General features: G+C 59.2%; 22 protein-coding genes and 1 other RNA gene. 22 read left to right on the top strand and 1 reads right to left on the bottom strand.

Going from position 1 to position 26476, the window contains the following annotated elements; translation table 11 throughout:
- Positions 1–120 precede the first annotated feature (120 nt).
- From rnpB to lpxC, 18 genes are all read left to right on the top strand, one after another.
- Positions 121–496: RNase P RNA component class A (gene rnpB, locus A15D_RS06425), an RNA gene on the top strand.
- A gap of 134 nt (positions 497–630) precedes the next feature.
- Positions 631–1437, top strand: coding sequence for an MBL fold metallo-hydrolase (locus tag A15D_RS06420; protein ID WP_102791263.1), 807 nt, complete (start codon positions 631–633; stop codon positions 1435–1437).
- A 397-nt stretch (positions 1438–1834) separates the two neighbouring features.
- On the top strand, positions 1835–2275 hold the full coding sequence (mraZ, locus tag A15D_RS06415) for a division/cell wall cluster transcriptional repressor MraZ (protein ID WP_022984979.1): 441 nt from the start codon (positions 1835–1837) through the stop codon (positions 2273–2275).
- Positions 2275–3213, top strand: a complete 939-nt coding sequence (gene rsmH / locus A15D_RS06410; RefSeq protein ID WP_102791262.1) for a 16S rRNA (cytosine(1402)-N(4))-methyltransferase RsmH — start codon at positions 2275–2277, stop codon at positions 3211–3213. The genes mraZ and rsmH overlap by 1 nt, the downstream gene beginning before the upstream one ends.
- Positions 3210–3476 carry a cell division protein FtsL gene (gene ftsL, locus A15D_RS06405; protein WP_022984981.1) on the top strand — a complete coding sequence of 89 codons (267 nt, stop codon included), beginning with the start codon at positions 3210–3212 and terminating at the stop codon, positions 3474–3476. The genes rsmH and ftsL overlap by 4 nt, the downstream gene beginning before the upstream one ends.
- Positions 3473–5194 carry a penicillin-binding protein 2 gene (locus A15D_RS06400; RefSeq protein ID WP_102791261.1) on the top strand — a complete coding sequence of 574 codons (1722 nt, stop codon included), beginning with the start codon at positions 3473–3475 and terminating at the stop codon, positions 5192–5194. Before ftsL ends, A15D_RS06400 begins: the two co-directional genes overlap by 4 nt.
- Positions 5191–6672 (top strand): UDP-N-acetylmuramoyl-L-alanyl-D-glutamate--2,6-diaminopimelate ligase, encoded by a 1482-nt coding sequence (locus tag A15D_RS06395; RefSeq protein ID WP_102791260.1) that lies wholly within the window; start codon positions 5191–5193, stop codon positions 6670–6672. The genes A15D_RS06400 and A15D_RS06395 overlap by 4 nt, the downstream gene beginning before the upstream one ends.
- On the top strand, positions 6672–8027 hold the full coding sequence (murF, locus tag A15D_RS06390; RefSeq protein WP_102791259.1) for a UDP-N-acetylmuramoyl-tripeptide--D-alanyl-D-alanine ligase: 1356 nt from the start codon (positions 6672–6674) through the stop codon (positions 8025–8027). Before A15D_RS06395 ends, murF begins: the two co-directional genes overlap by 1 nt.
- Positions 8027–9109: a phospho-N-acetylmuramoyl-pentapeptide-transferase gene (gene mraY, locus A15D_RS06385; protein ID WP_022984985.1), complete on the top strand. Its 1083-nt coding sequence runs from the start codon at positions 8027–8029 to the stop codon at positions 9107–9109. The genes murF and mraY overlap by 1 nt, the downstream gene beginning before the upstream one ends.
- Before the next feature lie 17 nt (positions 9110–9126).
- Positions 9127–10452, top strand: a complete 1326-nt coding sequence (murD, locus tag A15D_RS06380) for a UDP-N-acetylmuramoyl-L-alanine--D-glutamate ligase (protein ID WP_102791258.1) — start codon at positions 9127–9129, stop codon at positions 10450–10452.
- Entirely contained in the window at positions 10445–11602 is a 1158-nt protein-coding gene (gene ftsW, locus A15D_RS06375) for a putative lipid II flippase FtsW (RefSeq protein WP_102791257.1), read from the top strand. The genes murD and ftsW overlap by 8 nt, the downstream gene beginning before the upstream one ends.
- Positions 11599–12672, top strand: coding sequence for an undecaprenyldiphospho-muramoylpentapeptide beta-N-acetylglucosaminyltransferase (gene murG / locus A15D_RS06370; protein WP_102791256.1), 1074 nt, complete (start codon positions 11599–11601; stop codon positions 12670–12672). The genes ftsW and murG overlap by 4 nt, the downstream gene beginning before the upstream one ends.
- Positions 12662–14092, top strand: coding sequence for a UDP-N-acetylmuramate--L-alanine ligase (gene murC / locus A15D_RS06365; protein ID WP_022984989.1), 1431 nt, complete (start codon positions 12662–12664; stop codon positions 14090–14092). The genes murG and murC overlap by 11 nt, the downstream gene beginning before the upstream one ends.
- Complete coding sequence (locus A15D_RS06360) at positions 14085–15008, top strand: D-alanine--D-alanine ligase (RefSeq protein WP_022984990.1); 924 nt, start codon at positions 14085–14087, stop codon at positions 15006–15008. Before murC ends, A15D_RS06360 begins: the two co-directional genes overlap by 8 nt.
- Positions 15001–15774 carry a cell division protein FtsQ/DivIB gene (locus A15D_RS06355; protein WP_102791255.1) on the top strand — a complete coding sequence of 258 codons (774 nt, stop codon included), beginning with the start codon at positions 15001–15003 and terminating at the stop codon, positions 15772–15774. Before A15D_RS06360 ends, A15D_RS06355 begins: the two co-directional genes overlap by 8 nt.
- Before the next feature lie 12 nt (positions 15775–15786).
- A complete protein-coding gene (gene ftsA / locus A15D_RS06350; protein ID WP_022984992.1) occupies positions 15787–17022 on the top strand; it encodes a cell division protein FtsA in 1236 nt (411 codons plus the stop codon).
- A 131-nt stretch (positions 17023–17153) separates the two neighbouring features.
- Entirely contained in the window at positions 17154–18320 is a 1167-nt protein-coding gene (gene ftsZ / locus A15D_RS06345) for a cell division protein FtsZ (protein ID WP_022984993.1), read from the top strand.
- A gap of 109 nt (positions 18321–18429) precedes the next feature.
- Positions 18430–19344: a UDP-3-O-acyl-N-acetylglucosamine deacetylase gene (gene lpxC / locus A15D_RS06340; RefSeq protein WP_022984994.1), complete on the top strand. Its 915-nt coding sequence runs from the start codon at positions 18430–18432 to the stop codon at positions 19342–19344.
- Positions 19345–19545: 201 nt separating this feature from the next.
- Here lpxC and A15D_RS06335 read toward each other — a convergent pair whose 3' ends face one another.
- Positions 19546–19998: a hypothetical protein gene (locus A15D_RS06335; protein ID WP_022984995.1), complete on the bottom strand. Its 453-nt coding sequence runs from the start codon at positions 19996–19998 to the stop codon at positions 19546–19548.
- Positions 19999–20110: 112 nt separating this feature from the next.
- On the opposite strand from A15D_RS06335, the gene A15D_RS06330 reads away from it, so the two are divergent.
- The 4 genes from A15D_RS06330 (at position 20111) to A15D_RS06315 (ending at position 26393) form a co-directional block, all read left to right on the top strand.
- Positions 20111–21043 (top strand): M23 family metallopeptidase, encoded by a 933-nt coding sequence (locus A15D_RS06330; protein ID WP_031226263.1) that lies wholly within the window; start codon positions 20111–20113, stop codon positions 21041–21043.
- Positions 21044–21260: 217 nt separating this feature from the next.
- The gene (gene secA, locus A15D_RS06325) at positions 21261–23981 is read left to right on the top strand and encodes a preprotein translocase subunit SecA (RefSeq protein WP_102791254.1); all 2721 of its coding nucleotides are present in this window, start codon (positions 21261–21263) and stop codon (positions 23979–23981) included.
- 129 nt (positions 23982–24110) lie between these two features.
- On the top strand, positions 24111–25313 hold the full coding sequence (argJ, locus tag A15D_RS06320) for a bifunctional glutamate N-acetyltransferase/amino-acid acetyltransferase ArgJ (RefSeq protein ID WP_102791253.1): 1203 nt from the start codon (positions 24111–24113) through the stop codon (positions 25311–25313).
- A 138-nt stretch (positions 25314–25451) separates the two neighbouring features.
- Positions 25452–26393 carry a Nudix family hydrolase gene (locus A15D_RS06315; RefSeq protein WP_102791252.1) on the top strand — a complete coding sequence of 314 codons (942 nt, stop codon included), beginning with the start codon at positions 25452–25454 and terminating at the stop codon, positions 26391–26393.
- Positions 26394–26476: the final 83 nt, after the last annotated feature.

Genomic DNA, 26476 nt, shown 5'->3' with positions numbered 1-26476 from the left:
CGGACACAGGAGGTCGCGCCTACTTGTTGGGCGCGGCCTCCTGCGTTTCAGAGACAGAAAAGCGGCATCGCGCAGTTATTAATTATTCACTATTAATTATTAACTGATTAAAATCGCTTCCGGATCGGTCAGACAGTCGCTGGCAGCGCCTTTCTAGGAAGGGGATGCTGGAGGAAAGTCCGGGCTCCGCAGGGCAGGGTGCCAGGTAACGCCTGGGGGCCACACTGGTGACGGTGTGGCTACGGCTAGTGCCACAGAGAAGATACCGCCTGTTCCACCTTGGGTGATCAGGTAAGGGTGAAAAGGTGCGGTAAGAGCGCACCGCGCCGCTGGTAACAGTGGTGGCAGGGTAAACCCCACCCGGAGCAAGACCAAATAGGGATCCTATGGCGTGGCCCGCGCTGGATCCGGGTAGGTTGCTAGAGGCTGGTGGCGACGCCAGCCCCAGATGAATGACTGTCCACGACAGAACCCGGCTTATCGACCGATCCACCTTTTTTGAAGAGCCCGATACGTGAAAGCGTATCGGGCTCTTTGCTATGGACTCTCACCTGTTTGACCTGGGTCAGGGCGCTTTGTTGGCGCCTTGCTATGGTGCCTCTCTTTGCGAAAAGACCAGAGGAGCGGCGCATGGCTCAGGTAGATATCCTGTTTAAAGAGGGAGAGCACGAGGTGCTGCGATTTGCCGATCTCGTGGTGGGGGAGGGGGTCCAGGCCAATCAGTTTTGTATTCGCCGCCACGAGCGTGCTGCGCTTATTGATCCCGGGGGTGATCTGACTTACACCCCGTTGAATATCGCCTTGAGCCGACTGATCAAGCTCGAGGGGTTGGAGTATATTCTCGCCTCCCATCAGGACCCGGATATTATCGCTTCGCTTCCCCGCTGGTTGATGCATACCCGGTGTCAGGTGGTGGTGAGCCGGCTGTGGTCGCGATTTTTGCCTCATCTGGCGTCCAGTTATGTCACTGGTAAAATGGGCGAAGCGCTGCAGTCGCGAATCCTCGGGATTGCAGACAGAGGCAAGGTGCTGCCGTTCGGCGACAGCGAGCTATGGGTGCTGCCCGCGCATTTTCTTCATTCAGTGGGTAATTTCAGCTTTTATGACCCGATCAGTCGAATTCTGTTTTCCGGCGATATTGGAGCCTCTCTGGGGGGAGAAGAAGGTGAGGTAACCGATTTTTCGGATCACATCCACAGTATGGCTGGCTTCCATCGTCGCTACATGGCAAGCAATCGTGCCTGCCGGCTGTGGGTTTCCATGGTGCGAAAGCTCGGGCCTGCCAAGATTGTGCCGCAGCATGGGGGCTATTTTGCGGGTGCGCAGGTTGGTCGATTTCTGGATTGGCTGGCAGAGCTGGATTGCGGAGTGGATCTGCTGGCGGAAGATGACTATCGCTTGCCGGCAGAGAGTGCTCTGGATTTGAGGGTGGTTTGAGTGGGCGAGAGTCCTGCCGGGCTCTACCCTGGCGGCTCTTTAGTCTTTTATGGAATTTAAATCGTTGTTAGTGATAACTAATTTGTCTAACACTTAAAGTGCTTTCTCACTTGCGCGCCCCAGCGCTCTGATTCGTCTCGAAACTCCTTCCATTCGTCACTTCCCATTTCGCCATTGAAGGCTGACTTGTTCGTCTAACAGGCTGATTTGTCTGGAAATTCTTTTACGTTTGCTGTCTGTCTCTCGCTTGACTTGGGGTTTGCAGAAGTCCTAGAGTGTCGCAATGTGGTGAAAAGTGGGAAAAAGTGGGAAATTTCGATTGGCGGGTGTCATGAAGTGGGGCGAAAGCGCCGATGCCCGGGAAGGAACCGCATAACCAAGAGACCGAGGACAGCCAGTGTTTACTGGGAGCACATCACTCAATCTGGATGCCAAGGGGCGGCTTACCATGCCGACCCGCTACCGTGCTTCGTTGAACGAAGCCTGCGGCGGCCAGCTTGTGCTTACTCGTCACCCCTATGACGAATGTCTGGCGCTCTACCCACGAGACGAATTCATGGAAACCGCTCGCAAGCTGTCAGCCCAGCGTGACTCCAGTCCGCAGGTGCGCCAGCTCAAGCGACGTTTCCTGGGGCAGGCGGTGGAAATTGATATGGACAGCAATGGCCGCCTGCTGGTGCCGCCGGAGTTGCGCACCGCCATCGGCCTGGAAAAGCAGGCCATGCTGATTGGCCAAATGCATCGTTTTGAGATCTGGAAAGCGGAAAGCTGGTTGGAAGAGGACAGCACGCTGGATCCGGAAGCCCTTCCGGAAAGTGTGCAGGAGCTGTCCTTCTGATGACCGACACAGGGACGCAGTACGAACACCAGCCGGTGATGCTGGAAGAGGTGCTGGAAATGTGGTTCAGCCGCAGCGATGGAGCTTATGTAGACGGCACCTTCGGACGAGGTGGGCACAGCCGCGCGCTGCTGGCCAAGCTGGACCCGAAGGGGCGTCTGGTGGGTATCGATCGTGATCCCCAGGCCATTGCGGTCGGTGACGCGCTGGCGGCTGAAGACAGCCGTTTCCAGATTGTCGCCAATCGCTTCGACTGTTTGCCGCAGGCGGTGGCAGCGTTGGGCCGTCCGATTGATGGTCTGTTGTTGGACCTGGGTGTGTCGTCGCCGCAGTTGGATGATGCCGCCCGGGGGTTCAGTTTCCTGCGCGATGGTCCTCTGGATATGCGCATGGATCCCACCAGTGGTGAAAGTGTCGCGCAATGGCTGGCACGGGCAGAAGAAAAGGCGATTGCCGATGTGTTGTATCGCTACGGTGAAGAGCGCAAATCGCGGCGTATCGCACGACGTATTTGTGAGGTGCGCGGCGAGCAGCCTATCACTCGCACCTTGCAGCTGGCGGAGTTGATTGAGTCGGTGCTGGGGCGCGGCGAGCCCGGCAAGCATCCGGCGACACGCAGCTTTCAGGCATTAAGGATACATATAAACGGGGAACTGGATGCGCTGAACAAAGTGCTCGAACAGTCCCTCGAGACGCTCGCCATCGGCGGGCGTCTCGCCATTATTAGCTTCCATTCTCTGGAAGACAGGATCGTGAAATTGTTTATTCGCGATCATTCCGGTCGGGCCCCCAAGGGGCGCGGCGGTTTGCCGTTGGGTGAGGAAATGCCCCAGCGGTTGGAGCCAGTAGGCAAGGCCATACGCGCCAGCAAGGGCGAGCTGAAAGTGAATGTTCGCTCGCGTAGTGCGGTATTGCGGGTGGCGGAGAAGGTGGCGTGACAGCCCCCTGGGTTATTCGCTTTCTGGTTGTGGCGGTGGCGGTATCCGCGTTGGCGGTGAGCTACAGCGTTCACGAAGCACGCCGTCTGACCGACGAAAGCCAGAAATTACAGCAACAACAGACCCGTCTTGAGAGTCAGTGGAGTCAGTTGTTGTTGGAGCACAGCACCTGGGGCAGCTATGCCCGGGTTGAGCGCCTGGCCAGAGAAGAGCTGGGCATGAAGTTACCGAAGACCGATGAGAGAGTGTTGATACGGCCATGAAAAAACAGGCCCGCAAGACACGGCAACCTAACCACCGGATGCGCTGGCGCTTTGTGCTGGGGTTCTGGATGGTCTGTGCCTGTCTTTTGCTGGCCCGGGCCGTTGACCTGCAAGTTGTTCAGCATGATTTCTTGGCGCATCAGGGTGACATCCGCAACCTGCGGGTTGAGCCGTTGGCGGCGCACCGTGGTGTGATCCGTGATCGTGCCGGGCGCCCGTTGGCCGTGAGTACTCCGGTGGTGACCCTGTGGGCCAACCCCCGGGAGGCGCTGGAGCACCCGGAGCAGTGGTCGCGCCTTGCAGGTAACAGTGTGGTCACCCAGAAAGACTTCGCCCGCAAGGTGCGCCGGCACGAGAGCCGCGAGTTCGTTTATCTGGAGCGCGGGTTGGCACCTGAAGCAGCCAAACAGGTACTGGACCTGAATATCCCCGGGATCCACTCGCTGACGGAATATCGCCGTTACTATCCTGCCGGTGAAGTCAGCAGTCATGTGGTGGGGTTCACCAACATCGATGACGAAGGCCAGGAAGGGACGGAGTTGGCCATGGATGACCACCTGTCCGGTCATAGTGGCCGCAAGAAGGTGGTCCGCGATCTGCTGGGGCGTGTCATCCAGGATATCGAGGTGCTGGAGCCGGCAGAGCCCGGTGAAGATATCACCCTGAGTATCGATTTGCGCCTGCAGTACTTGGCCTATCGCGAATTGCTGGGCGCCGTGCAAAAACACAAGGCCCGTGGCGGCAGTGCGGTGGTGGTGGATGTGCGCACCGGTGAAGTGCTCGCCATGGTCAACCAGCCAGCCTACAACCCCAACAACCGAGGCAACCTGGATACGGCAGCACTGCGTAATCGCGCGGTAACCGATTTGTTCGAGCCGGGTTCAACCATGAAGCCGTTTACGGTAGCCGCCGCCCTGGAAATGGGCATGGTGACGCCGTCTACTACGATCAACACCCATCCGGGTACTCTGCGCGTGGGGTCCAAGACGATTCGTGATCACCGGGATTACGGGGTCATCGATATCACTACCGTGCTGACCAAGAGCTCCAATGTGGGTACCAGCAAGCTGGCGTTGGCCATGGACCAGCAAGCCTTGCCGGATTATCTGGAGCGCTTCGGTTTTGGGCGCGCGACCGGGATCTCCTTTCCCGGAGAGAGTGACGGCTTGTTGCCGCTGCGCAGTCAGTGGCGGGATGTGGAGCGCGCGGCGCTCTCCTACGGCTATGGCCTGAGCGTGTCAGCAGTTCAGTTGGCCCAGGCTTATGCCGTGTTGGCAAATGACGGTGTCAAAGTGCCGCTGACCCTGAAGAAGGTTGACGGCATTCCCCAGGGCGAACAGGTGCTGGGCAAGACCACAGCCCGTCAATTGGTGCAGATGCTGGAAACCGTGGTAAGCCGTGTGGGGACTGCGCGCCGTGCGCAGGTGCCCGGGTATCAGGTGGCTGGTAAGACCGGAACTGTACACAAGGTCGTCGCGGGCGGTTATGCCGACGATAATTACATTGGCTTGTTTGCCGGGCTGGCACCCGCCACGGACCCGCGCATTGTTACGGTGGTGGTGATCGACGACCCCCGCGGTGAAGATTATTACGGGGGGCTGGTGGCGGCGCCCGCTTTCTCCAACATCATGAGTGGGGTTCTGCGTACCCTGCATGTTCCACCAGACAAGCCTGAAGGCCTGTTGGCTGGCGGTCCTGATCCGGAGGACCGTTCATGATGAGTCTGCAGCAGCTGCTTCCTGACTACACCCTGCCTGCCGATGCGGCAGGCGTTGTCGTTTCCGGGCTGCAACTCGACAGCCGTCGGGTGGGTTCTGGTGATGCATTCATTGCCGTGCCGGGTGTGGCCAGCGATGGTCGCCGTTATATCGCCGAGGCGATTCGCGCCGGTGCCGCTGCGGTGCTGGCACAAGGCGATACCTTTACGTTGTCATTCGAGCAGCAGGTGCCCTGTGTGCAGGTGCCAGGGCTGGCTGACAAGGTGGGTGATGTGGCAGCGCGCTGGTACGGTGAGCCGGCCAAAGGACTGTCAATTACCGGGGTGACCGGCACCAATGGCAAAACCAGCATCACCTGGTTTCTGCGTGATGCCTTGAATGCACTGGGCCACCGTTGCGCCCTGGTTGGCACGCTTGGCGTTGGGCTCAAGGGAAAAGAGCAGCAGACCGGCCACACCACCCCGGATCCTGTGACCCTGCAGGCCGCACTGGCCAGCGCCCGTGACGCGGGTGCTGATACGGTGGCCATGGAAGTCTCTTCCCATGCTCTGGACCAGGGGCGGCTTGGCAACACTCCGGTCATGACGGCGGTGTTCAGTAATCTCAGCCGTGACCATCTGGATTACCACGGCGATATGGAAGCCTATCTGGCAGCCAAATCGGTGCTGTTCACCCGTGACGGGGTGAAGTTGGCAGTGATCAATTGCGATGATCATGCTGCGGGCTCACTGGTGGGTTGCCTGGCCGATGGCGTTCGCTGCGTGACCTACGGTGCCCAGCAGGGCGCTACCGTGCGTTGCGACGACGTGACCTATAACGACAGCGGTATGCACGCCACTCTGATGGTGGGAGGCGAGAGTGTCTCGATTGCGCTGCCGCTGTTTGGCCCATTCAATCTCAGCAATGTCATGGCGGTGGCGGGCATCCTGCATGGGCAGGGTGTCGAGGCTGCCGCACTGGGCGGGGCCTTGTCGGCAATTACCCCGGTGCCAGGACGTATGGAACCTGTGACCGCCGATGAGGGTCCGACCGTCATCGTGGATTATGCACACACTCCCGATGGCCTGGAAAAAGCCCTGCAGGCATGCCGCGCCCATTTCGATGGCAAGCTGCATTGCATTGTGGGCTGCGGTGGCGATCGGGATAGCGGCAAACGTCCGCAAATGGCGGCGGTGGCGGAGCGCCTGGCCGATGCGGTGATGCTTACCAGCGACAATCCACGCAGTGAAGACCCTCAAACCATCATTGATCAGATGCGCGCAGGACTGCGTGCCCCCGACAGCGTGAAAGAGAATACCCACCGGGCAGCGGCCATTGCGCAAGTGGTGTCAGCAGCCTCTGCACAGGATGTGATTCTGGTGGCCGGCAAGGGCCATGAGGATTATCAGGAAATTAACGGCGTGCGACATCCTTCCGATGATCGCCTGCTGGCCCGTGATGCGCTGGCCGCTTACCGCAAACCGGGGGGTGTGCAGTGATGCGACTTTCCCAGGTAGCACAGTGGACAGGTGGCCGGTTGCAGGGTGAAGACCTGATCGTGCCCGCGGTCGTCACGGATACCCGCAACATGACCCCGGGCAGCTTGTTCGTTGCCCTCAAGGGCGACCGCTTTGATGCCCACGATTTCCTGATGCAAGCGCAGGCAAACGGTGCCAGTGCGGCGCTGGTTGATCGTGAGCAGGAGGTCTTTGCTTCTGCGGTGCAGGTAGCCGATACCCGTCAGGGGCTGGGCCGTCTGGCCAGTGGTTATGCCGATCAATTTACTGCCGAGCGCCTGGCGGTGACGGGTAATGCCGGGAAAACCACGGTCAAGGAAATGGCCGCTGCCATGTTGGGTAGCGACACCCTGGCCACCGCGGGCAACTTCAATAATGACATTGGTGTGCCGTTGACCCTGTTACGGCTGCGGGCCGAGCACCGTTATGCAGTGATTGAGCTGGGAGCCAATGCTCCGGGGGAAATCGCCTGGACCAGTCAACTGACCAAACCGAAGGTGGTGCTGGTGACCAATGTGACCGGTGCCCATCTGGAAGGATTTGGCTCCATGCAGGGCATTGCCAATGCCAAGGCGGAAATTTTTGGCGGCTGTGTGCCGGGTGGTCGGGCCATCATCAACAACGATGATTCCTTCGCCGAGTTTTTTGCGGGCGAAGCCATCAAGGCCGGGCTCAATGTGATTCGCATTAGCACCCGCGGGGCGGCAGACCTGTATGCCGAACAAATTGTTCTGCATCAGGACCGTGCTGAATTTGTCCTGCAACCGCTGGGGGAAACGGTCACTGTGCCACTGCCGGGTGCCCACCAGGTCAACAATGCCCTGATGGCATGTGCAGCGGTTCGTGCGCTGGGTGTTGAGCTGGCCGAAGTGCTGCCGCGGCTGGCTACGCTCAAACCGGTGCCAGGGCGTATGAACCTGCACCCGGTAGCGCAGGGCATGTTGGTTGACGATACCTACAACGCCAATCCCGGTTCGGTGCGTGCGGCAATCGACTGGCTGGCCAGTCAACCGGCGCCACGGATGCTGGTGCTGGGTGCCATGGGCGAGCTGGGGCCGCAGGCCGACACTCTGGTCGCAGAGTTGGGGGCGTATGCCCGTGAAAAAGGATTGGACAGACTGGTCGTCATGCGCGGCGCGCAAGCGGCGGCCAGTGAATTTGGCGATCAGGCATTGATTGCCGATGAGCATCAACAGGCGGTGGACTGGAGTGCCCCGGTGCTGCAAGACGGCGGCACCGTGTTGGTGAAAGGTTCGCGCACGGCCGGCATGGAAGCGGTGGTGCAACAACTGACACTGGGCGCTGGCCCTCATACACAAACAAAGGGGACGCACTGATGTTGCTCTGGCTGGCTGAATACCTGGCGCAGTTCCATAACGGTTTTCTGGTGGTTCAGTACATCACCCTGCGCGGCATCCTGAGCGTGCTGACGGCGTTGTTCATCGCCTTCTGGGTAGGCCCGATCATGATCCGCAAGCTGCGTGAAAAGCAGGTCGGGCAGGCAATTCGTGAGGATGGTCCCAAGAGCCACTTGAGCAAGGCCGGCACCCCGACCATGGGGGGGGCGCTGATTCTGGTGGCCATTGTCATTTCCACGTTGCTGTGGGCGGATCTGAGCAACCGCTTTGTGTGGATCACCCTTGGGGTGCTGTTCATTTTTGGTGCCGTGGGTTGGGTAGATGACTGGCGCAAGGTGGTGGAAAAGAACCCGCGCGGTCTGCCCGCCCGGTGGAAGTATCTGTGGTTATCAGTGGGTTCGCTGGGGGCGGCGTTTGCGCTGTTCTTTACGGCCCAAAGCCCCGTGGAAACCCAGCTGATTGTGCCGTTCTTCAAGAACGTGGCCATCAACATGGGCTGGTTCTACATCGTGCTGACTTACTTTGTGATCAACGGCACCAGCAACGCGGTGAACCTTACCGACGGGCTGGATGGGCTGGCCATCATGCCTACCGTGCTGGTGGGTGGTGCGTTGGGCATCTTTGCCTATGCCGGTGGGCATACCGAATTTGCCACCTACCTGCAGATCCCCTACGTCGCCGGTGCCGGTGAGCTGGTGATTATCTCTGCGGCACTGTGTGGGGCCGGGCTGGGTTTTCTGTGGTTCAACGCCTACCCCGCTCAGGTGTTCATGGGCGATGTGGGGGCATTGGCACTGGGTGCCGTGCTGGGTGTGATGGCGGTGATCGTCCGCCAGGAAATTGTGCTCTTCATCATGGGCGGTGTGTTTGTGATGGAGACGGTCTCGGTGATGTTGCAGGTGGGCTCGTTCAAGCTTACCGGCCGGCGGATTTTCCGTATGGCGCCGATTCATCACCACTTTGAACTGAAAGGGTGGCCGGAGCCGAAGATTATTGTGCGGTTCTGGATCATCACCGTGATTCTTGTACTGGTGGGTCTGGCGACCCTGAAGATCCGATAGGGGCTTGAGTTAGGCATATGGCGAAAGACGGTTTCGATCTGGTCATCGGCCTCGGCGTATCCGGGCGTTCCGTGATCCGTTATCTGACGGATCAGGGGATGCCTGTGCGTGCGCTGGATACCCGTGCCGAGCCGGCGGGTCTGGATGCCCTGCGTGCCGACTTCCCTGAGGTGAAAATTCACACCGGCGGCTTCAAGGCCGGCTGGATGAAAAAGGCCCGTCGGTTGATTGTCAGCCCCGGGGTGGCGGTCTCTACGCCCGCCATCGCCGAGCAGGTTGTGGCTGGCAAGGAAGTCATTGGTGATGTGGAGCTGTTTGCGCGCGCTGCCAGTGAGCCCGTCGTGGCGATTACCGGTTCCAATGCCAAGAGCACCGTGACGACGTTGCTGGGTCAGGTCGCGGATGCCTGTGGAATGAATCCCGGCATCGGCGGCAATCTGGGTGTGCCTGCACTGGATCTGTTGAGTGATCAGGCCAGGCTCTATGTGCTTGAGTTGTCCAGCTTCCAGCTGGAAACCACCTACAGCCTGAGCGCCGATGTGGCCACCATTCTTAACGTCTCTCAGGACCATCTGGACCGCTATGCCAGCTTTGCCGATTACCTGGCGGCCAAGCAGCGCATTTACGACGGGTGTCAGGTGGCGGTATGGAATCGGGATGATCCGGCAACCCGTCCGCCTGCGACGGTGCCGAGACAAGTGACCTTTGGTGCACACCCGGAAGCCGATTACCGCCTCGATAGTGAGAGCGGACAGTTGCTGTGCCGTGGTGAGCCATTGTTGGAATTGTCGGAGCTGGCGCTCACCGGCCATCACAATGCCATGAATATCCTCGCGGTGTTGGCCATCAGCGATGCGCTGGCGCTGAACCGTGACAAGGCATTGGCCACGGTAAAAACCTTCACCGGGCTGGCCCACCGTTGTCAGCTGGTTGCCGATACTGGCGGCGTGCGCTGGTTCAACGATTCCAAGGCGACCAATGTGGGTGCCACGCTGGCGGCGCTGACAGGGATTGGCGAAAGCATTGAGGGCAAGGTCATCCTGATCGGAGGCGGGCAGGGCAAAGGGCAGGATTTCTCGCCGCTGGCAGAACCTGCTCGTCAGTATCTGCGTGCTGCCTTGCTGATGGGTGAAGACCGAAACGTACTGGCCGAAGGCATGTCTGCGGCGCCCTGTGAATTGGTGGCTGACATGCAGGCTGCCGTGGCCCGGGCCCATGCTCTGGCCCAACCCGGTGATGCCGTGTTGTTGTCGCCCGCCTGCGCCTCGTTCGATATGTACAGTGGCTTCGCGGCACGTGGGGATGATTTCGCATCACGGGTTCGGGAGGTGTGCCATGACTGAGCGCATGATCCTGAAACTGGATAGCAAAGGGGTCGACAAACCGTTGCTGTGGACCGCGATCCTGCTGGCGTTGGCCGGTCTGGTGATGGTGTCCTCCGCGAGCTTGCAGATTGCCGAAACCCGTCTCGGTGACCCGTTCTATTACGCCCTGCGCCATGGCATTTACCTTGCCCTGGGGCTGGGTGTGGGCGCATTCGTGTATTACGCGGTCCCGCTGGCCCTGCTGGAGCGCCTGCGTTTTGTGATGCTGCCGGTGGCGCTGGTGGTGCTGGTGATGGTGTTTATCCCGGGGCTGGGACGCACCGTGAACGGGTCGACTCGCTGGATTGCCCTGCCGGGCCTAACAATCCAGGCATCGGAAATCGTGAAGCTGTGCTTCGTGTTGTACATGGCTGGCTACGTGGCAGAACGCAAGGCGGCGCTGGAGGCAGAGTGGAAAGCGTTTTTGCTGCCGCTGGGGCTGTTGGGCGTATTGATGCTGTTGCTGCTGCTGGAACCGGACTTTGGTGCAGTGGTGGTGCTGGGTATTACCGCCATGGGCATGTTGTTCCTGTCTGGCGTGCCGACCCTGCGTTTTCTGCTGATTGGTCTGATGGCGGTGGGGCTGGGGGCGCTGGTGGCCGTGGCCGAACCCTACCGTGTGGCGCGCCTGATGACCTTTACCGATCCCTGGTCTGACCAGTTCGGGGCGGGTTATCAGTTGACCCAGAGCCTGATTGCCTTCGGCCGTGGGCACCTGACAGGGGTGGGGCTGGGTAACAGCGTGCAGAAACTGTTTTACCTGCCGGAAGCCCATACCGACTTCGTTTATGCCGTGATGGCAGAAGAACTGGGGCTGTTGGGAAATATCGCGTTGATCAGCGGCTTTATCTTGCTGGGCTGGCGGGTTTTCCGGCTGGGCCATTCGCTGGAAGAGCGCGGTTTTCTGTATCACGCCTACCTGGTTTATGGCTGTGCGTTTGTGTTCTGTTCCCAGGCCTTTATCAATCTGGGCGTGAACATGGGCATGTTGCCGACCAAGGGACTAACGCTGCCCTTTATCAGCTATGGCGGCTCTTCGCTGCTGGTGTCTGCCGCCATGATCGGGTTGATCCTGCGGGCCGGGGCCGAAGCCGAACAGTTGAAAGCCAGAGGGAGGACGGCGCGATGAGTCGGACCATCCTGATCATGGCTGGCGGCACGGGGGGGCATGTGTTCCCTGCCCTTGCCGTCGCAGACCAGTTGCGCGCGCGAGGCTTCGACATTCTCTGGCTGGGAGCGGAGCACGGAATGGAAGGCCAGCTGGTGCGGCGACATGGCTATGACATTGCCGAGTTGTCGGTATCGCGTCTGCGCGGTGGTGGTCTCAAGCGCAAGCTGACGGCGCCGTTCAACCTGCTACGTGCGGTGCTGCAGGCGCGTCAGATTATTCGTCAGCGCCAGCCTGTGCTGGCGGTGGGGTTTGGCGGTTTTGCCAGTGGCCCTGGTGGGTTGGCGGCAAGACTGTGCAAGGTGCCGGTGGTAGTGCATGAGCAGAACGCCGTACCGGGATTGACCAATCGACTGCTGTCCAAAATGGCCACCGTCACGCTGGAAGGGTTCGATGGCGCGTTCATTGGCAAGCAGGCGTGCTGGGTGGGTAACCCGGTGCGGGCTGACATTGCGGCCATTGCCGAACCAGTCAATCGCTATGCCCGGCATCAGGGTGGCCTGCGGGTACTGATCGTCGGTGGCAGTCAGGGAGCCTTGGTGCTTAATCAAGACCTGCCAGAACTGCTGTTGGCGGTGCTGGGCCGCGATATTCAGGTTCGCCATCAGTGTGGCGCGGGACGCACGGCCGAGGCCGCGCCGATTTACGACGCGCTGGGCATGAATGCCCAGGTCAGTGAGTTTATTGATGACATGGCAGAGGCCTACGGCTGGGCGGATCTGGTGATCTGTCGCGCCGGTGCCCTGACGGTGGCTGAGGTGGCAGCTGCAGGTGTGGCGGCACTGTTCATTCCATTGCCCACGGCAGTGGACGACCACCAGACATTGAACGCCCGTTGGTTGTCAGACCGGGGCGCGGCCCTGCTGTTGCCCCAGCGGGAACTGAGCGCGGCCACCCTGGCCGCGACACTGAAACCGGTTGCAGAACGGGGTGCGCTGTCGCAAATGGCACAGCGAGCCCGTGAGCAGGCCGTGGTCGATAGCGCCGAGCGCGCGGCCACGCTGTGTGAGGAGGTGGCCAATGGCCGATAACGACAACATCCATACGGTGCCGGAGATGCGCCGAATTCGCGGTATCCATTTTGTGGGTATCGGTGGTGTAGGGATGTGCGGTATCGCTGAGGTGCTGGCCAATCAGGGCTATGCCATCAGTGGCAGTGACATCAAGGAATCGCCGGTGGTCGCTCGCCTGCGCAGCCTTGGTGTGCGCGTCGAAATCGGTCATCGAGCCGAGAATATTGATGGTGCCGACGTGGTAGTGACGTCGACGGCGGTCAACACCGAGAACGTGGAAGTGGCCGAGGCCCATGCCCGGCGAGTGCCGGTGGTGCCGCGTGCACAGATGCTGGCGGAGCTGATGCGTTTCCGCCATGGCATCGCCGTCGCCGGCACCCACGGCAAGACAACGACGACGTCCATGACGGCGGCGATCATGGCAGAAGCCGGGCTTGATCCCACCTTCGTTATTGGCGGGCGCCTGAACAGTGCCGGGACCAATGCCCGTCTTGGCCAGAGTCGCTACCTGGTGGCAGAAGCCGACGAATCCGATGCCAGCTTCCTGCACCTGCAGCCCATGAGCGCCATCGTCACCAACATCGAAGCCGATCACATGCACACCTACGGTGGTGATTTCGCGCAACTGGAAAACACCTTTGTTGAATTCCTCCACAATCTGCCGTTTTACGGTGTGGCGGTGATGTGTGTGGATGATCCCGTGGTGCGAAAACTGTTGCCACGGGTGAATCGTCAGGTGATTCGTTACGGCTTCAGCGAAGATGCGGACCTGCGTGCCGAAGACGTTCAGCAGCAAGGCATGACGACCACATTCCGGGTCATCCGAAAGGAAGGGGAGCCGCTGCAGATCTCTCTGAACATGCCGGGCAAGCACAATGTGCTGAATGCCCTGGCGGCCATTGCGGTGTCGGCTGACGAAGGCGCCGATGACGAGGCTATCGTTCGTGGCCTGAATAATTTCTCGGGAGTGGGGCGCCGCTTTGATGTGCAGGGCGAATATCACTTTGACGGTGGCAGCGCGACCCTGGTGGATGATTACGGTCATCACCCCAGCGAGGTTGGAGTGACCATTGACGCGATTCGTGCCGGTTGGCCAGGCCGTCGTCTTGCCATGCTGTTCCAGCCGCATCGCTATACCCGCACCCAGGATCTCTATGAGGACTTCGTGGAGGTCCTGTCCGGGGTGGATGTGTTGCTGATGCTGGAAGTGTATGGCGCGGGTGAAGATCCGATTCCTGGCGCTGATGCCCGGGCGCTGTGTCGCAGCATCCGCAAGCGTGGTCAGGTCGAGCCGGTGTTTGTCGATGACCCGGCCAAATTGGCGACTATTTTGAATACCCAACTTCGTGATGGTGATCTGTTGGTCACTCAGGGGGCCGGCAACGTCGGTGCCATTGCGAAGGAACTGGCTGAACAGGGAGGCGCCAAGCGTGGATAAGGTGCTGCTGAAGAAGCAACTGGCCAGCATTGGCCGGGTAGCGGTACTGGCAGGCGGCAAATCCGCCGAGCGTCCGGTGTCACTGAAAAGTGGTGCTGCCGTGCATCAGGCGTTGCGCAACTTGGGGTTGATTGCCGAGCTGGTGGATCCTGCGGACAAGAGTGTGGATACCCTCAAGGGGTTCGATGCCGCCTTTATTGCCCTGCATGGCCGTGGTGGTGAAGACGGTGTGATCCAGGGCGTACTCGAACACCTGGGCATCCCTTACACCGGCTCCGGGGTAATGGCCTCGGCCATTGGCATGGACAAGGTGCGCACCAAGCAATTGTGGAAAGGCGCGGGGCTGCCGACACCGGCATTTTATGTGGCCGGTCGTGAGGAGTTGGAGCTGGGTTTTCCGCTGATGATCAAGCCTGCCCATGAGGGTTCTTCTATTGGCATGGCCAAGGCCGATAACGCGGAACAGCTGGCCGCCGCGCTCGAGGAAGCGGGCAAGTTCGATTCTGATGTGCTGGTCGAGGCCTGGGTAAACGGCCCGGAGTATACCGTGGCGCTGCTGGGCGATGAGGCGTTGCCGGCCATTCGTCTGAAGACGCCCCATGCCTTTTATGACTTCGAGGCCAAGTACCAGTCTGACAGCACCGAATACCTCTGTCCGGCAGGGCTGGACGAAGCTGACGAAAAGGCCATCCGCCAGCTGGCGCTGACCGCTTTCCGTGTGGCTGGTTGCCGGGGCTGGGGCCGTGTGGACGTGATGCGCGACGCCGAGGGCCAGTGGCAGTTGCTGGAAGTGAATACCGTGCCGGGGATGACAGACCATTCCCTGGTGCCCATGGCAGCGAAAGCGGCGGGCCGTGATTTCGATGCCCTGGTGGGTGAGATCCTGCTGCTGGCGGTGGAGCAGACCGGTGGCTAAAAATGCCCCGGCGCCCCGTGGCGCTCGCCGCAAGCCTGCCAAAAAGGCGGGCGTGCCGCTGCAGGAGCGATTGTCTGCCGCGGTGCCGTGGATGTTGGTGGGCAGTGTGGCGGTGGTGCTGTTGCTGGGTGTGATTTATCTGCCCGCCGCACTGGATGGTTATCCCATCCGCAAAGTGGGCGTTGACGGTGTGACAGACGTGCGTCGTCAGCAGCAGATCCAGACCGCGTTGGCGGCGCTGGTGCGAGATGAAAACTATTTTTCTGTGCCGCTGGAAGAGATCTACCAGCAGGCGCAGGGGCTGAGCTGGGTAGAAGGCGTGTCAGTGCGCCGCCAGTGGCCCGACACCGTGGTGTTGACCGTGGAAGAGCGGCGCCCGGTGGCGGTGTGGAACGAAACCGTGTTGGTGTCGGATAGCGGGGAGCCCTTTAAGGCGCTCAAGCAGTACGACCTGAGCGGCCTGCCACACCTGAATGGCCCTGAACAACGGCTGGAGGAAGTCATGGCTTTCTATCACAGCATGGGCAAGATGCTGGCGGATGTGGATCTGGGCATTCGCAGTATGGACGTCAACGCACGACTGACCGCGCGGCTGACGCTGGATAATGACATGCAACTGGTGGTCGACCGTGAGCAGTACACCACCAAACTTCGCCGCTTTGTGCGGCTTTATCGGGGTGTGCTGAGCACGGACAGTCGCCGCGTCACCCGCGTGGATCTGCGTTATGCAGATGGCATGGCGGTGACCTGGGGCGAGCAGAGTTAGGAGTTAGGTGACATGGCAACAGAAACGGAAAACATGATTGTCGGTCTCGACATTGGCACCTCCAAGGTGGTGGCCATCGTCGGGCAGACATCTGCCGATGGCACCATGGAAATCGTCGGCATTGGCTCACAGCCCTCTCGCGGCATGAAGAAAGGCGTGGTGGTGGATATCGAGGCCACGGTGCGCTCCATTCAGCGCGCGGTCGAAGAAGCAGAGCTGATGGCGGGCTGTCACATTCACACTGTCTACGCAGGTATTGCCGGCTCTCATGTGCGAAGCCTCAACTCCCACGGCATTGTCGCCATTCGTGATCGTGAGGTCGCTCAGGCTGATATCGACCGGGTCATTGATGCCGCCCAGGCGGTAGCGATTCCGGCCGACCAGAAGACCCTGCATGTGCTGCCACAGGAATATGTGGTGGACAATCAGGAAGGTGTCCGTGAGCCCATTGGCATGAGTGGCGTGCGTCTTGAAGCCAAGGTGCATCTGGTTACCTGTGCGGTCAATGCGGCCCAGAACATCGAGAAGTGTGTGCGTCGCTGCAACCTGGAAGTGGACGACATCATTCTCGAACAGCTGGCCAGTGCCCATGCGGTGCTGACGGAAGATGAGCGTGAACTGGGTGTCTGTATTGTGGATATCGGCGGTGGCACCACAGACATTGCCATCTTCACCGAAGGGGCGATTCGTCATACCGCCAATATTCCGATTGCCGGTGACCAGGTGACCAACGATATCGCCATGGCCCTGCGTACCCCCAAGCAGCATGCCGACGAAATCAAGATCAAGTACGCCTGCGCGCTGACCCAACTGGCCGGTGCCGACGAAACCATCAAGGTGCCCAGCGTTGGCGACCGTCCACCACGGACCCTCAGCCGCCAGAATCTGGCCGAAGTGGTCGAGCCTCGTTACGACGAGTTGTTCACGCTGGTGCAGGCGGAAATTCGCCGCTCCGGTTTTGAGGACCTGATCCCGGGCGGCATCGTGCTCACCGGTGGCTCTTCCAAGATCGAAGGTGCGGTAGATCTGGCAGAAGAAATTTTCCATATGCCGGTACGCCTGGGGGCGCCCCAGGGGATCGCCGGGCTCACCGATGTGGTGCGTAACCCGATCTATTCCACGGCGGTGGGCCTGTTGCTGTACGGCCAGCGTATGGAAAAAGACGGTGGCAGTGCTCGCGCCCAGGCCGGTGGCGGACAGGTGGACTGGATGGAGCGCTTCAAGAACTGGTTTAAAGGCAATTTTTAAGGCGGTGTTGTTGGAAACGCGACATCACCGCCAATGAGCGCAAGCGGCGGTTCCGGGCCGCGGTAACACCACCGGAACATTCGACGTGACGTTATGAAGTAAACAGGGAAGCAACAAACGGGAGATCAACCATGCAATTCAAACTGGAAGACAGCGTGCCCCATGGCGCGGTAATCAAAGTGGTAGGTGTCGGTGGTGGCGGCGGTAATGCCGTGGACCACATGGTGCGTTCCGGAGTTGAGGGGGTGGATTTCATCTGCGCCAACACCGATGCACAGGCCCTGCGTAATGCTCAAGCCAAGACCGTGATTCAGCTGGGAAGCCAGGTGACCAAGGGTCTGGGTGCGGGTGCTAACCCCGAAATCGGTCGTCAGTCTGCGCTGGAAGACCGCGATCGCATTGCCGAACTGCTGGACGGTGCCGATATGGTCTTTGTGACCGCTGGCATGGGCGGCGGTACGGGTACCGGTGCCGCTCCGGTCGTGGCGGAAATCGCCAAGGAGCTGGGTATCCTCACCGTGGCGGTTGTGACCAAGCCGTTCCCCTTCGAAGGCAAGAAGCGCATGCGCTCTGCGCAGGAAGGGATCGAGGAGCTCAAGGAGCATGTTCACTCCCTGATCACCATCCCCAACGAAAAACTGCAGTCTGTTCTGGGTGGTTCCACCAGCCTGCTGGATGCCTTCAAGGCGGCCAACGACGTACTCCAGGGTGCGGTGAAAGGGATTGCCGATCTGATCGTGCGTCCGGGGATGATCAACGTGGATTTCGCCGACGTTCGTACAGTAATGAGCGAGCTGGGTACGGCGATGATGGGCTCCGGTACCGCCAGTGGCGAGGAACGTGCAGCTGATGCAGCTCGTGCGGCCATTTCCAGCCCGCTGCTGGAAGATGTGGACCTGCGCGGCGCCCGTGGCATTCTGGTCAACATCACCGCTAACGAATCCATCGCGCTGGACGAGTTCTCTGAAGTGGGCGAGATCGTCAGTGAGCTGGCCGGTGAAGATGCCAACGTGATCATCGGTACCGCGATCGACCCGGATATGGGCGATAACATCAGTGTGACTGTCGTCGCCACCGGTCTGGGTGCTGCCCAGCAGGAACTAAAAGTGGTGCGTGGCCGTCAGACTCCTGTCGCCGCTGATGGTCGAGTGGACTACAGTGATCTGGATCGTCCCGCTGTGGAGCGCAAACGCGCCGCTCAGCAGGCAGCCAGCGGTCGTGGCCAGCAGGCGGTAAACACCGCGGAAGATCTGGATTTCATTGATATTCCGACCTTCCTGCGTCGTCAGGCCGACTAACGGTCTGGCGGCATTGGTGCAAAATCAGGGAGTTGCAGTATAATTGCGCCCTAATTTTGTGTTGAGGAAAGCGGTATCCCGAGGATACCCGCAGCTGTGTGACAGACAGATGATCAGACAACGAACACTGAAAAACGTGATCCGCGCAACTGGCGTGGGCCTTCACACCGGCGAAAAGGTTTACATGACTGTGCGCCCGGCACCGGTTGATACCGGCATCGTGTTCCGGCGTGTGGACCTGGAGCCGGTGGTGGAGATCAAGGCCGCCGCCGATGCGGTGGGCGAAACCACACTCTCATCCACCCTGGTTCAGGATGGCGTGAAAGTCGGTACTGTGGAGCATTTCCTGTCCGCCATGGCGGGCCTGGGCATTGATAATGCCTTTGTGGAACTCTCCGCACCGGAAATGCCGATCATGGATGGCAGTGCCGGTCCGTTCGTCTTCCTGCTGCAGTCAGCCGGTATCAAGGAACAGGAAGCCGCCAAGAAGTTTATCCGCATCAAGAAGGAAGTGACGGTGCGGGAAGGGGACAAGACGGCAACGTTCGTGCCCTTTGATGGCTTCAAGGTGACTTTCTCCATTGAATTCGATCACCCGGTATTTGAAGACCGAAACCAGGTGTCCAGCATCGACTTCTCTACGACCTCGTTCGTAAAAGAAGTGGCGCGGGCCCGAACGTTCGGTTTCATGCGGGATATCGAATTCCTGCGCAGCCAGAACCTGGCGCTGGGCGGCAGCGTAGACAACGCGATTGTGGTGGATGAATACCGGATCCTTAACGAGGACGGTCTGCGTTACGAGGACGAATTCGTCAAGCACAAGATGCTGGATGCCATTGGCGATCTGTATCTGCTGGGGCACAGCCTGATTGGCGAGTTCATTGGCCACAAGTCCGGCCATGCCCTCAACAACGCGCTACTGCGGGAAATTCTCCGTCAGGAGGACTCCTATGAGGTGGTCACTTTCGAAGATGCCACCGACGCACCTGTCTCTTACATGCGACCGGTGCTGGCAGCCGAATAAGGCCGCCACACGTCGAAGCCCTGTGACCAGCCGGCGGTTCTCCCGCCGCTGGCTGGTACCCTTCGGGCCTCTCTCCGCTATGCCGGAGGTTCATTACCCGCAACGACGGGAGCGCAATTTCAGCGCATCAACCCTCACCGTTTACACGGTGACAGCATTTTTCAAACGGACGTGAGCCTGGATCGCGAGTTTAATGGCGGTTTAGTCGCTTTCTCCGCGGCTGGCCAGGCGCTCCAGTGATGCCTTTAGGCCGTCATCCTCGATAGTGTCAGCCAAAGCCTGAATGTGTCGGGCACTTTCCTGGCTAAGTCTGGGAATGTTGGCACGCGCCTTGCCTGCATAAGTGTGGGCAGACAGTCCGGGCTGACGTTTGCCGCCCACGACAATCTTTACCTGTTCGCCGGGTAGTGCCTGCTGGAGCCGAGGAAGATGGAATCGCAGCAGCTGGGCGGTAGCGCTGGTTTCTACCAGCGCTAGCCAGCGCTGTTGATCCCGGATCAGCGTCACCCGCTCGCGCAGGGCGGGGGGTAGGCAATCGAGCGGGTTTTGCTCGGCCTGGGAGGGTGATTTTCTTGCCTCTCGCATCAGTGCTGACAGGGTGGCGTTACCGCTGAGCAGTGAGAGGAGGGCTTTGGGCGAAGTTGTCTTGCTCATGGCTTTTACTTAGACTAGCCTGCCAATTGTAAAAAAGATTATAAAGAGTTGGGCGTAACTATTTGAATTTAGTCGAAATAAGCGGCTTTTTACCGGTGCGTTACACGAATTTATGAATATCATAGTCCTTAACAGCAAGCGCGGCCATTCGCGTACCCTGCCTGTCCCCCGCCATTGGCCGTGGATGTTGGCGGGGGTGTTTCTGCTGTTACCGGTACTGGTGGCAGTGGGCACTTACCAACTCATCTATCATGTCAGCGATCAGCCCGAATTCACCCCGGTGATGACCGAGCGTTTTGCCGAACAGCTCCATGAGCAACAGCTGGCGCTGGCGGATCTGGATCAGCTGAGCCAGGAGCAGTTTCGCGCCCTGACCCTGAAACTGGCCCAGGCCCAGGCGCGGCTGGTGCGTCTCGATGCGCTGGGCGAGCGGCTTGTAGAAGTGGCCGATGTGGGCAGCGACGAGTTCGATTTCAGTACCATCCCCGGGCTGGGTGGTCCGGAGTCTGCGGATGAAGGTGCCAGCTATGAGCTGCCTTCCTTTATGGAGGCTGTGGACCAGATGACGGCAACCCTGGAGCGGCGCGAACGTCAGTTGGAGATCCTGGAAGATCTGCTCGCTGACAAGCAGATTGAAGACCAGACCTGGTTGTCCGGTCGCCCTCTTAGTAAAGGCTGGATGTCCAGCCGCTTTGGTCGCCGCTCAGATCCCTTCACAGGTCGTGTGGCCTGGCACAAGGGGGTGGACTTTGCAGGCAAGGTGGGAACTCCCATCATTGCCACTGGCTCCGGTGTAGTGACATTTTCCGGCGAGCGATCTGGTTACGGTAAAATGGTGGAGATCAACCACGGTAACGGCATTACCACCCGTTATGGGCATGCTGCGGAACTGGTGGTTGAGTCCGGGGAAATCGTCAGGACCGGGGACACCATTGCCAAAGTCGGTAATTCCGGACGATCAACAGGGCCGCATGTGCACTACGAAGTGTTGAAAAATGGCGCCCAGGTTAACCCTCAGCCCTATATTTATCGTGCAAGACGCTGAAATGACAGCGAAAACGGCCCCTTAGGGGCCGTTTTTCATGGGCAGGCCTTGATAACCGTGAATACCACCTTATCTCTCCAAACTATTGTGTTTAGAATGGCTCCCTTGCCTGAGTCCGTCTCGTGTCCGCTGGGGTCGTGCGTGCGCGACAATTCGTTCTGGCGGTTTTTCCCGCACGTGACGGAGTGGCCTGACTGTTTACTGAATCGGAAGTTTTATGCTGGGTACCATCGTAAAAAAAATTATCGGCACCAAGAATGATCGTGAACTCAAGCGCATGGCGAAGCTGGTGGAAGCGATCGGTAGCCATGGGGAAGCGCTGGCGAATCTGACTGACGGCGAGTTACAGCACAAAACAACAGAATTCCGCGACGCCTTCCAGCAAGGCAGGACTCTGGATGAGTTGCTGCCTGAAGCATTTGCGGTGGTCCGTGAGGCTTCAACCCGGGTCATGGGCATGCGTCACTTCGACGTTCAGATGATGGGAGGGATTTCCCTCCATGAAGGGCGAATTTCTGAAATGCGCACCGGTGAGGGTAAAACCCTGACCGCGACCCTGCCAGCATATCTTAACGCCTTGTCCGGCCATGGTGTTCACGTGGTGACGGTGAATGATTACCTGGCCGAGCGGGATGCCAACTGGATGCGTCCGCTCTATGAGTTCCTGGGTCTGTCGGTTGGGGTGATCTTGTCCCAGCAGCCCTCCGAGCAGAAGCGTGTCGCCTATAATTCCGACATAACCTACGGCACCAATAACGAGTACGGGTTCGATTACCTGCGTGACAATATGGCTTTCCGGTTGGAAGACCGGGTTCAGCGTGGGTTGAATTACGCCATTGTCGATGAGGTGGATTCCATTCTTATTGATGAAGCGCGTACACCGCTGATCATCTCCGGCCCGGCGTCGGATTCCTCCGAGCTGTACATGGCCATCAACAAGTTGATGCCAAATCTGAAAGGGCAGACAGAGGAAGACGAAGGCGATTATTTCGTCGATGAGAAACAGCGGCAGGTGGAACTGACCGAAGATGGCCATCAGAAGATCGAAGCCCTGTTGGTCAGCAATGGCCTTTTGGAAGAAGGTGAGAGCCTTTACGCAGCCCATAATCTTGCCCTGCTGCACCATGTGCATGCGGCACTGAAAGCCCATGCCTTGTTCCATGTCGACCGGGACTACATTGTTCAGGGCGGCCAGATTGTGATTGTGGACGAGCATACAGGCCGTACCATGCCAGGCCGCCGCTGGTCAGAGGGTATTCATCAGGCGATCGAAGCCAAGGAAGGGGTGAACATTCAGCAGGAAAACCAGACGCTGGCGTCCACCACCTTCCAGAACTACTTCCGTTTGTATAACAAGCTGGGCGGCATGACCGGTACGGCAGATACCGAAGCGCTGGAATTCCGCCAGATTTACGGCATGGATGTGGTGGTTATCCCCACCAACAAGCCGATGGTGCGGGTGGATGCCAATGACCTGGTGTATCTGAGCCTGCAGGAAAAATTCGACGCCATCGTTGAGGAGATCAAAACGGCGGTAGAGAAAGGTGCACCAGTGCTGGTGGGCACTGCCACGATTGAGGCCTCGGAGTATCTCTCCAAGCGGCTCAAGCAGGACAAGATTCATCACGAAGTCCTTAACGCCAAGTTCCACCAGCGTGAAGCCCAGATTATTGCCCAGGCGGGCCGCCCTGGTGCGGTGACGATCGCCACCAACATGGCTGGCCGGGGTACCGACATCATGCTTGGGGGTAACCCGGAAGAGCAGATCAAACACATGGATGAGCCGTCCGAGTCCCAGGCCGAAAAGATCCGTGCAGAGTGGCAGGCCAACCATGACAAGGTGATGGAAGCAGGTGGTCTGCACATCATTGGCACCGAGCGTCATGAATCCCGCCGTATCGATAACCAGCTGCGCGGGCGTGCTGGCCGTCAGGGTGATCCGGGTTACACCCGTTTCTTCCTGTCCATGGAAGATGACCTGATGCGTATCTTCGCCTCGGATCGCATCCGCGGCATGATGCGTTCGCTGGGCCTGGAAAACGGTGAAGCCATTGAGCACCGCTGGGTGACGCGTGCAATCGAAAATGCGCAGCGTAAAGTGGAAGGTCGCAACTTTGACATCCGCAAAAATCTGCTGGAATACGACGATGTGGCCAACGATCAGCGTCAGGTTATTTACAGCCAGCGTGACCAGATTCTCGAGACGGATGACCTGACCAACTCCGTGAAAGGCATCCGTTACGATGTGGTTCAGGAAGTGGTGCACAATTATATGGCGCCGGGCTCCGTGGAGGATCAGTGGGACATCCCTGGTCTCGAAAAAATGCTCGAAGCCGAATTCCAGAGTCATGCACCGGTCGGCCAATGGTTGAATGAGGACAACCAGCTCCATATCGATGGGGTGGTCGAGAAGCTGGTGGAGAATCTGGAAGAGGACTATGAACGTAAAGCGGCGGAGATCGGCGTCGAGGACTTGCGTCGTATCGAAAAGCATCTAATGCTGCAGATTCTGGATCGGCACTGGAAAGAACATCTGGCCAGCATGGATCACTTGCGTCAGGGGATTCATTTGCGCGGTTACGCCCAGAAGAATCCCAAGCAGGAGTACAAGAAAGAAGCGTTTGAGCTCTTCCAGACCCTGCTAAACCAGATTCAGCACGAGCTGATTCGCGTGTTACACAGTTTCCAGGTGCGCCGTGATGATGAGCTGGAACGTATGGAGCAGCAGCGCCAGGAAGAGGCCCAGCGTCAGGCAGAAAAAATGAAAATGCAGGCGGTGGCCGAGCCGGGTACTGATGGAACGGCCGGGGCCGCGGGTGAGGGCGAGGCCCAGCAACCCAAAACCGTCGTCCGTGACGGTCGCAAGGTAGGTCGTAACGAGCCGTGCCCCTGCGGGTCTGGCAAGAAATACAAGCAGTGTCACGGCAGGATTGAATAAATCAGCTTCGAGCTATGAGCTTTCAGCTGTGAGTAAAGACAAAAGCACCGGTAATGCCGGTGCTTTTCTTTGTTTTGGTCTGGCAGCTGGAGGCTGGTAGCTCGCAGCTGTTTTTTTGAGGAAAGGGTTATGACACAGACTGAGTGGTTACCTGTTCCCGGTATCCGGCTTGCGGCCGTGGAAGCGGGCATCAAGAAAGCCAACCGTAAGGATCTGGTTGTGCTGGAACTGGCGGAAGGTTCCCGTGTCAGCGGGGTGTTCACCCTGAATCGTTTCTGCGCCGCACCGGTGCAGGTGGCCAGGCAGCGACTGGCAACAACCACACCACGGTATTTGATGATCAATACGGGCTACGCCAATGCGGGCACCGGCCAGAAGGGTATGGAAAACTGCCTGGCCAGCTGTCGATTGCTGGCGCAAGCAGCGGGTTGTGCGGAAGACGAAATCCTGCCGTACTCCACCGGAGTGATTGGCGAGCAGTTCCCGCTGCCGGCGTTCGAGAAAGGGTTACCAATGGCCTTGGCCGACCTGGATGAACACCATTGGGGCCGAGCGTCAGAAGGCATCATGACTACCGACACCTACCCGAAAGTGGCCAGCCGCCGGGTGGAGATGGCGGGTGTTCCTGTGACCGTGACCGGCATGTCGAAGGGGTCGGGCATGATCAAGCCGAATATGGCGACCATGTTGGGCTACATTGCCACAGACGCTCCCATCGCCAAGCCGCTGTTGGACCAGTGGGTAAAGGCATTGGCGGACAAATCTTTCAATCGGGTCACGGTAGACGGTGATACCTCCACCAACGATGCCTGCATGTTGATCAGCACGGCAAAGGCACAGATGCCGGAAATCACCGAGCTGAATGCCAGCAGTCAGTTGTTGTTCAATGCACTGGAAGAGGTCTTCGTCGAGCTTGCCCAGGCGCTGGTACGCGACGGTGAAGGTGCTACCAAGTTTGTGGCCATTACGGTGGCGGGGGCAGATAGCGAAGCGGATGCCCGTATCGTGGCGGAAACTATCGCCCATTCTCCGCTCGTCAAGACCGCCCTGTTTGCATCGGATCCTAACTGGGGCAGGATTCTGGCGGCCATTGGCCGCGCTCCCATTGCTGCCTTGGACGTTAGTAAGGTGAGTGTGTGGCTGGGTGATGTGTTGCTGGTCGAGCAGGGGGGCGTAGCGGAGGACTATCAGGAGGCCAAAGGGGCGGCCGTCATGGCCCAGCCTGACATTTCCATCCGTGCTGAACTCAATGCCGGTGAGGCCGAATGCACGGTCTGGACCTGTGACTTCAGCTATGACTATGTGAAGATCAACGCGGAATACCGAACCTAGAGGCTGTGGCTTCATCGCCCTGTAGGGGCTTGCTTGCAAGCGAGAGTGAATTTGCCTGGGCCGGCCAGTCCACTGCTTCGCGTGCAAGCACGCTCCGACATTAACCCGGCTGCTGCCAGAGCGAATGGACCCAGACAAATGAGCACTGAACCTACCCCCGCCATTACCGTTGTTGCCGCCATTATCCGTGGCGAAGATGGGCGTATCTGTCTCAGCAAGCGTCCGGACCACAAGCATCAGGGCGGCCGCTGGGAATTCCCGGGTGGCAAAGTGGAGCCGGGGGAGCGGCTTGATGAGGCGTTGGCTCGTGAGCTCTATGAGGAGCTGGGCATGGAGTCGTCCCTCTCTTCTCCTTTTATGACCATTGCGCATCAGTACCCTGATTTGCACGTGACCCTGCATTTTAGGGATGTGACCGGGTGGCGAGGAGTGCCCACGGGCAAGGAAGGGCAGCAAGTTGCCTGGTTTGCCTTGAGTGACCTGGCAGATCTGTCGTTTCCGGCGGCTAACCAGCCAGTGGTGACGGCAATTCTGCTCCCCCCGTGCCTTGCCATTGTGCCCGATACTATTGAGCTGAATACGTTGCTGACAGGTATCGAGCGTCTGGACAGTATGCAAACCGGCCTCTATTTGCGCGGCTGGAGTCAGCATCCTGCCCGCGAGCGCATTCTGGAGACCTGTCGTCGTGCCGGGGTGCGCGTCTGGTTGCGGGCAGATTCTCCCCTCGGTATGGCAGGGGGAATGCCGGAGGGTGTGTTCGGTCTGCATCTGCCGGCCAGTGTGCTGATGGATTGCTCCCGCCGTCCCGACTTTTCCGGTGTGGTCTCGGCGGCTTGCCATGATCAGCAGGCGCTGGATAAAGCGGTCAGCCTGGGTCTGGATAGCGCACTGATTTCACCCGTTAACCCGACAACGACCCATCCAGACCAGCCCGCTCTGGGCTGGGAGAGAGCGGGCCAATGGGCCTCCGGGTTGCCCCTTGCCTGCTACATGCTGGGAGGGGTGGGGCCGGAGGACATCTGCCTTGCCCGTGAGCATGGCGCAGTGGGCGTCGCAGGCATCCGCGCCTTTTGGAGTTAACAGTGAATAGTTAACAGTGTCGCGATAAGCGACAGTGGTGTGACTTCAACGCATGAGGCCGCGCCCGGATTCCGGGTGCGGCC

The sequence above is a fragment of the Alcanivorax sp. MD8A genome (assembly GCF_002888555.1).
GTDB lineage: Bacteria > Pseudomonadota > Gammaproteobacteria > Pseudomonadales > Alcanivoracaceae > Alcanivorax.
This window is presented reverse-complemented; position numbering and strand designations above follow the sequence as displayed.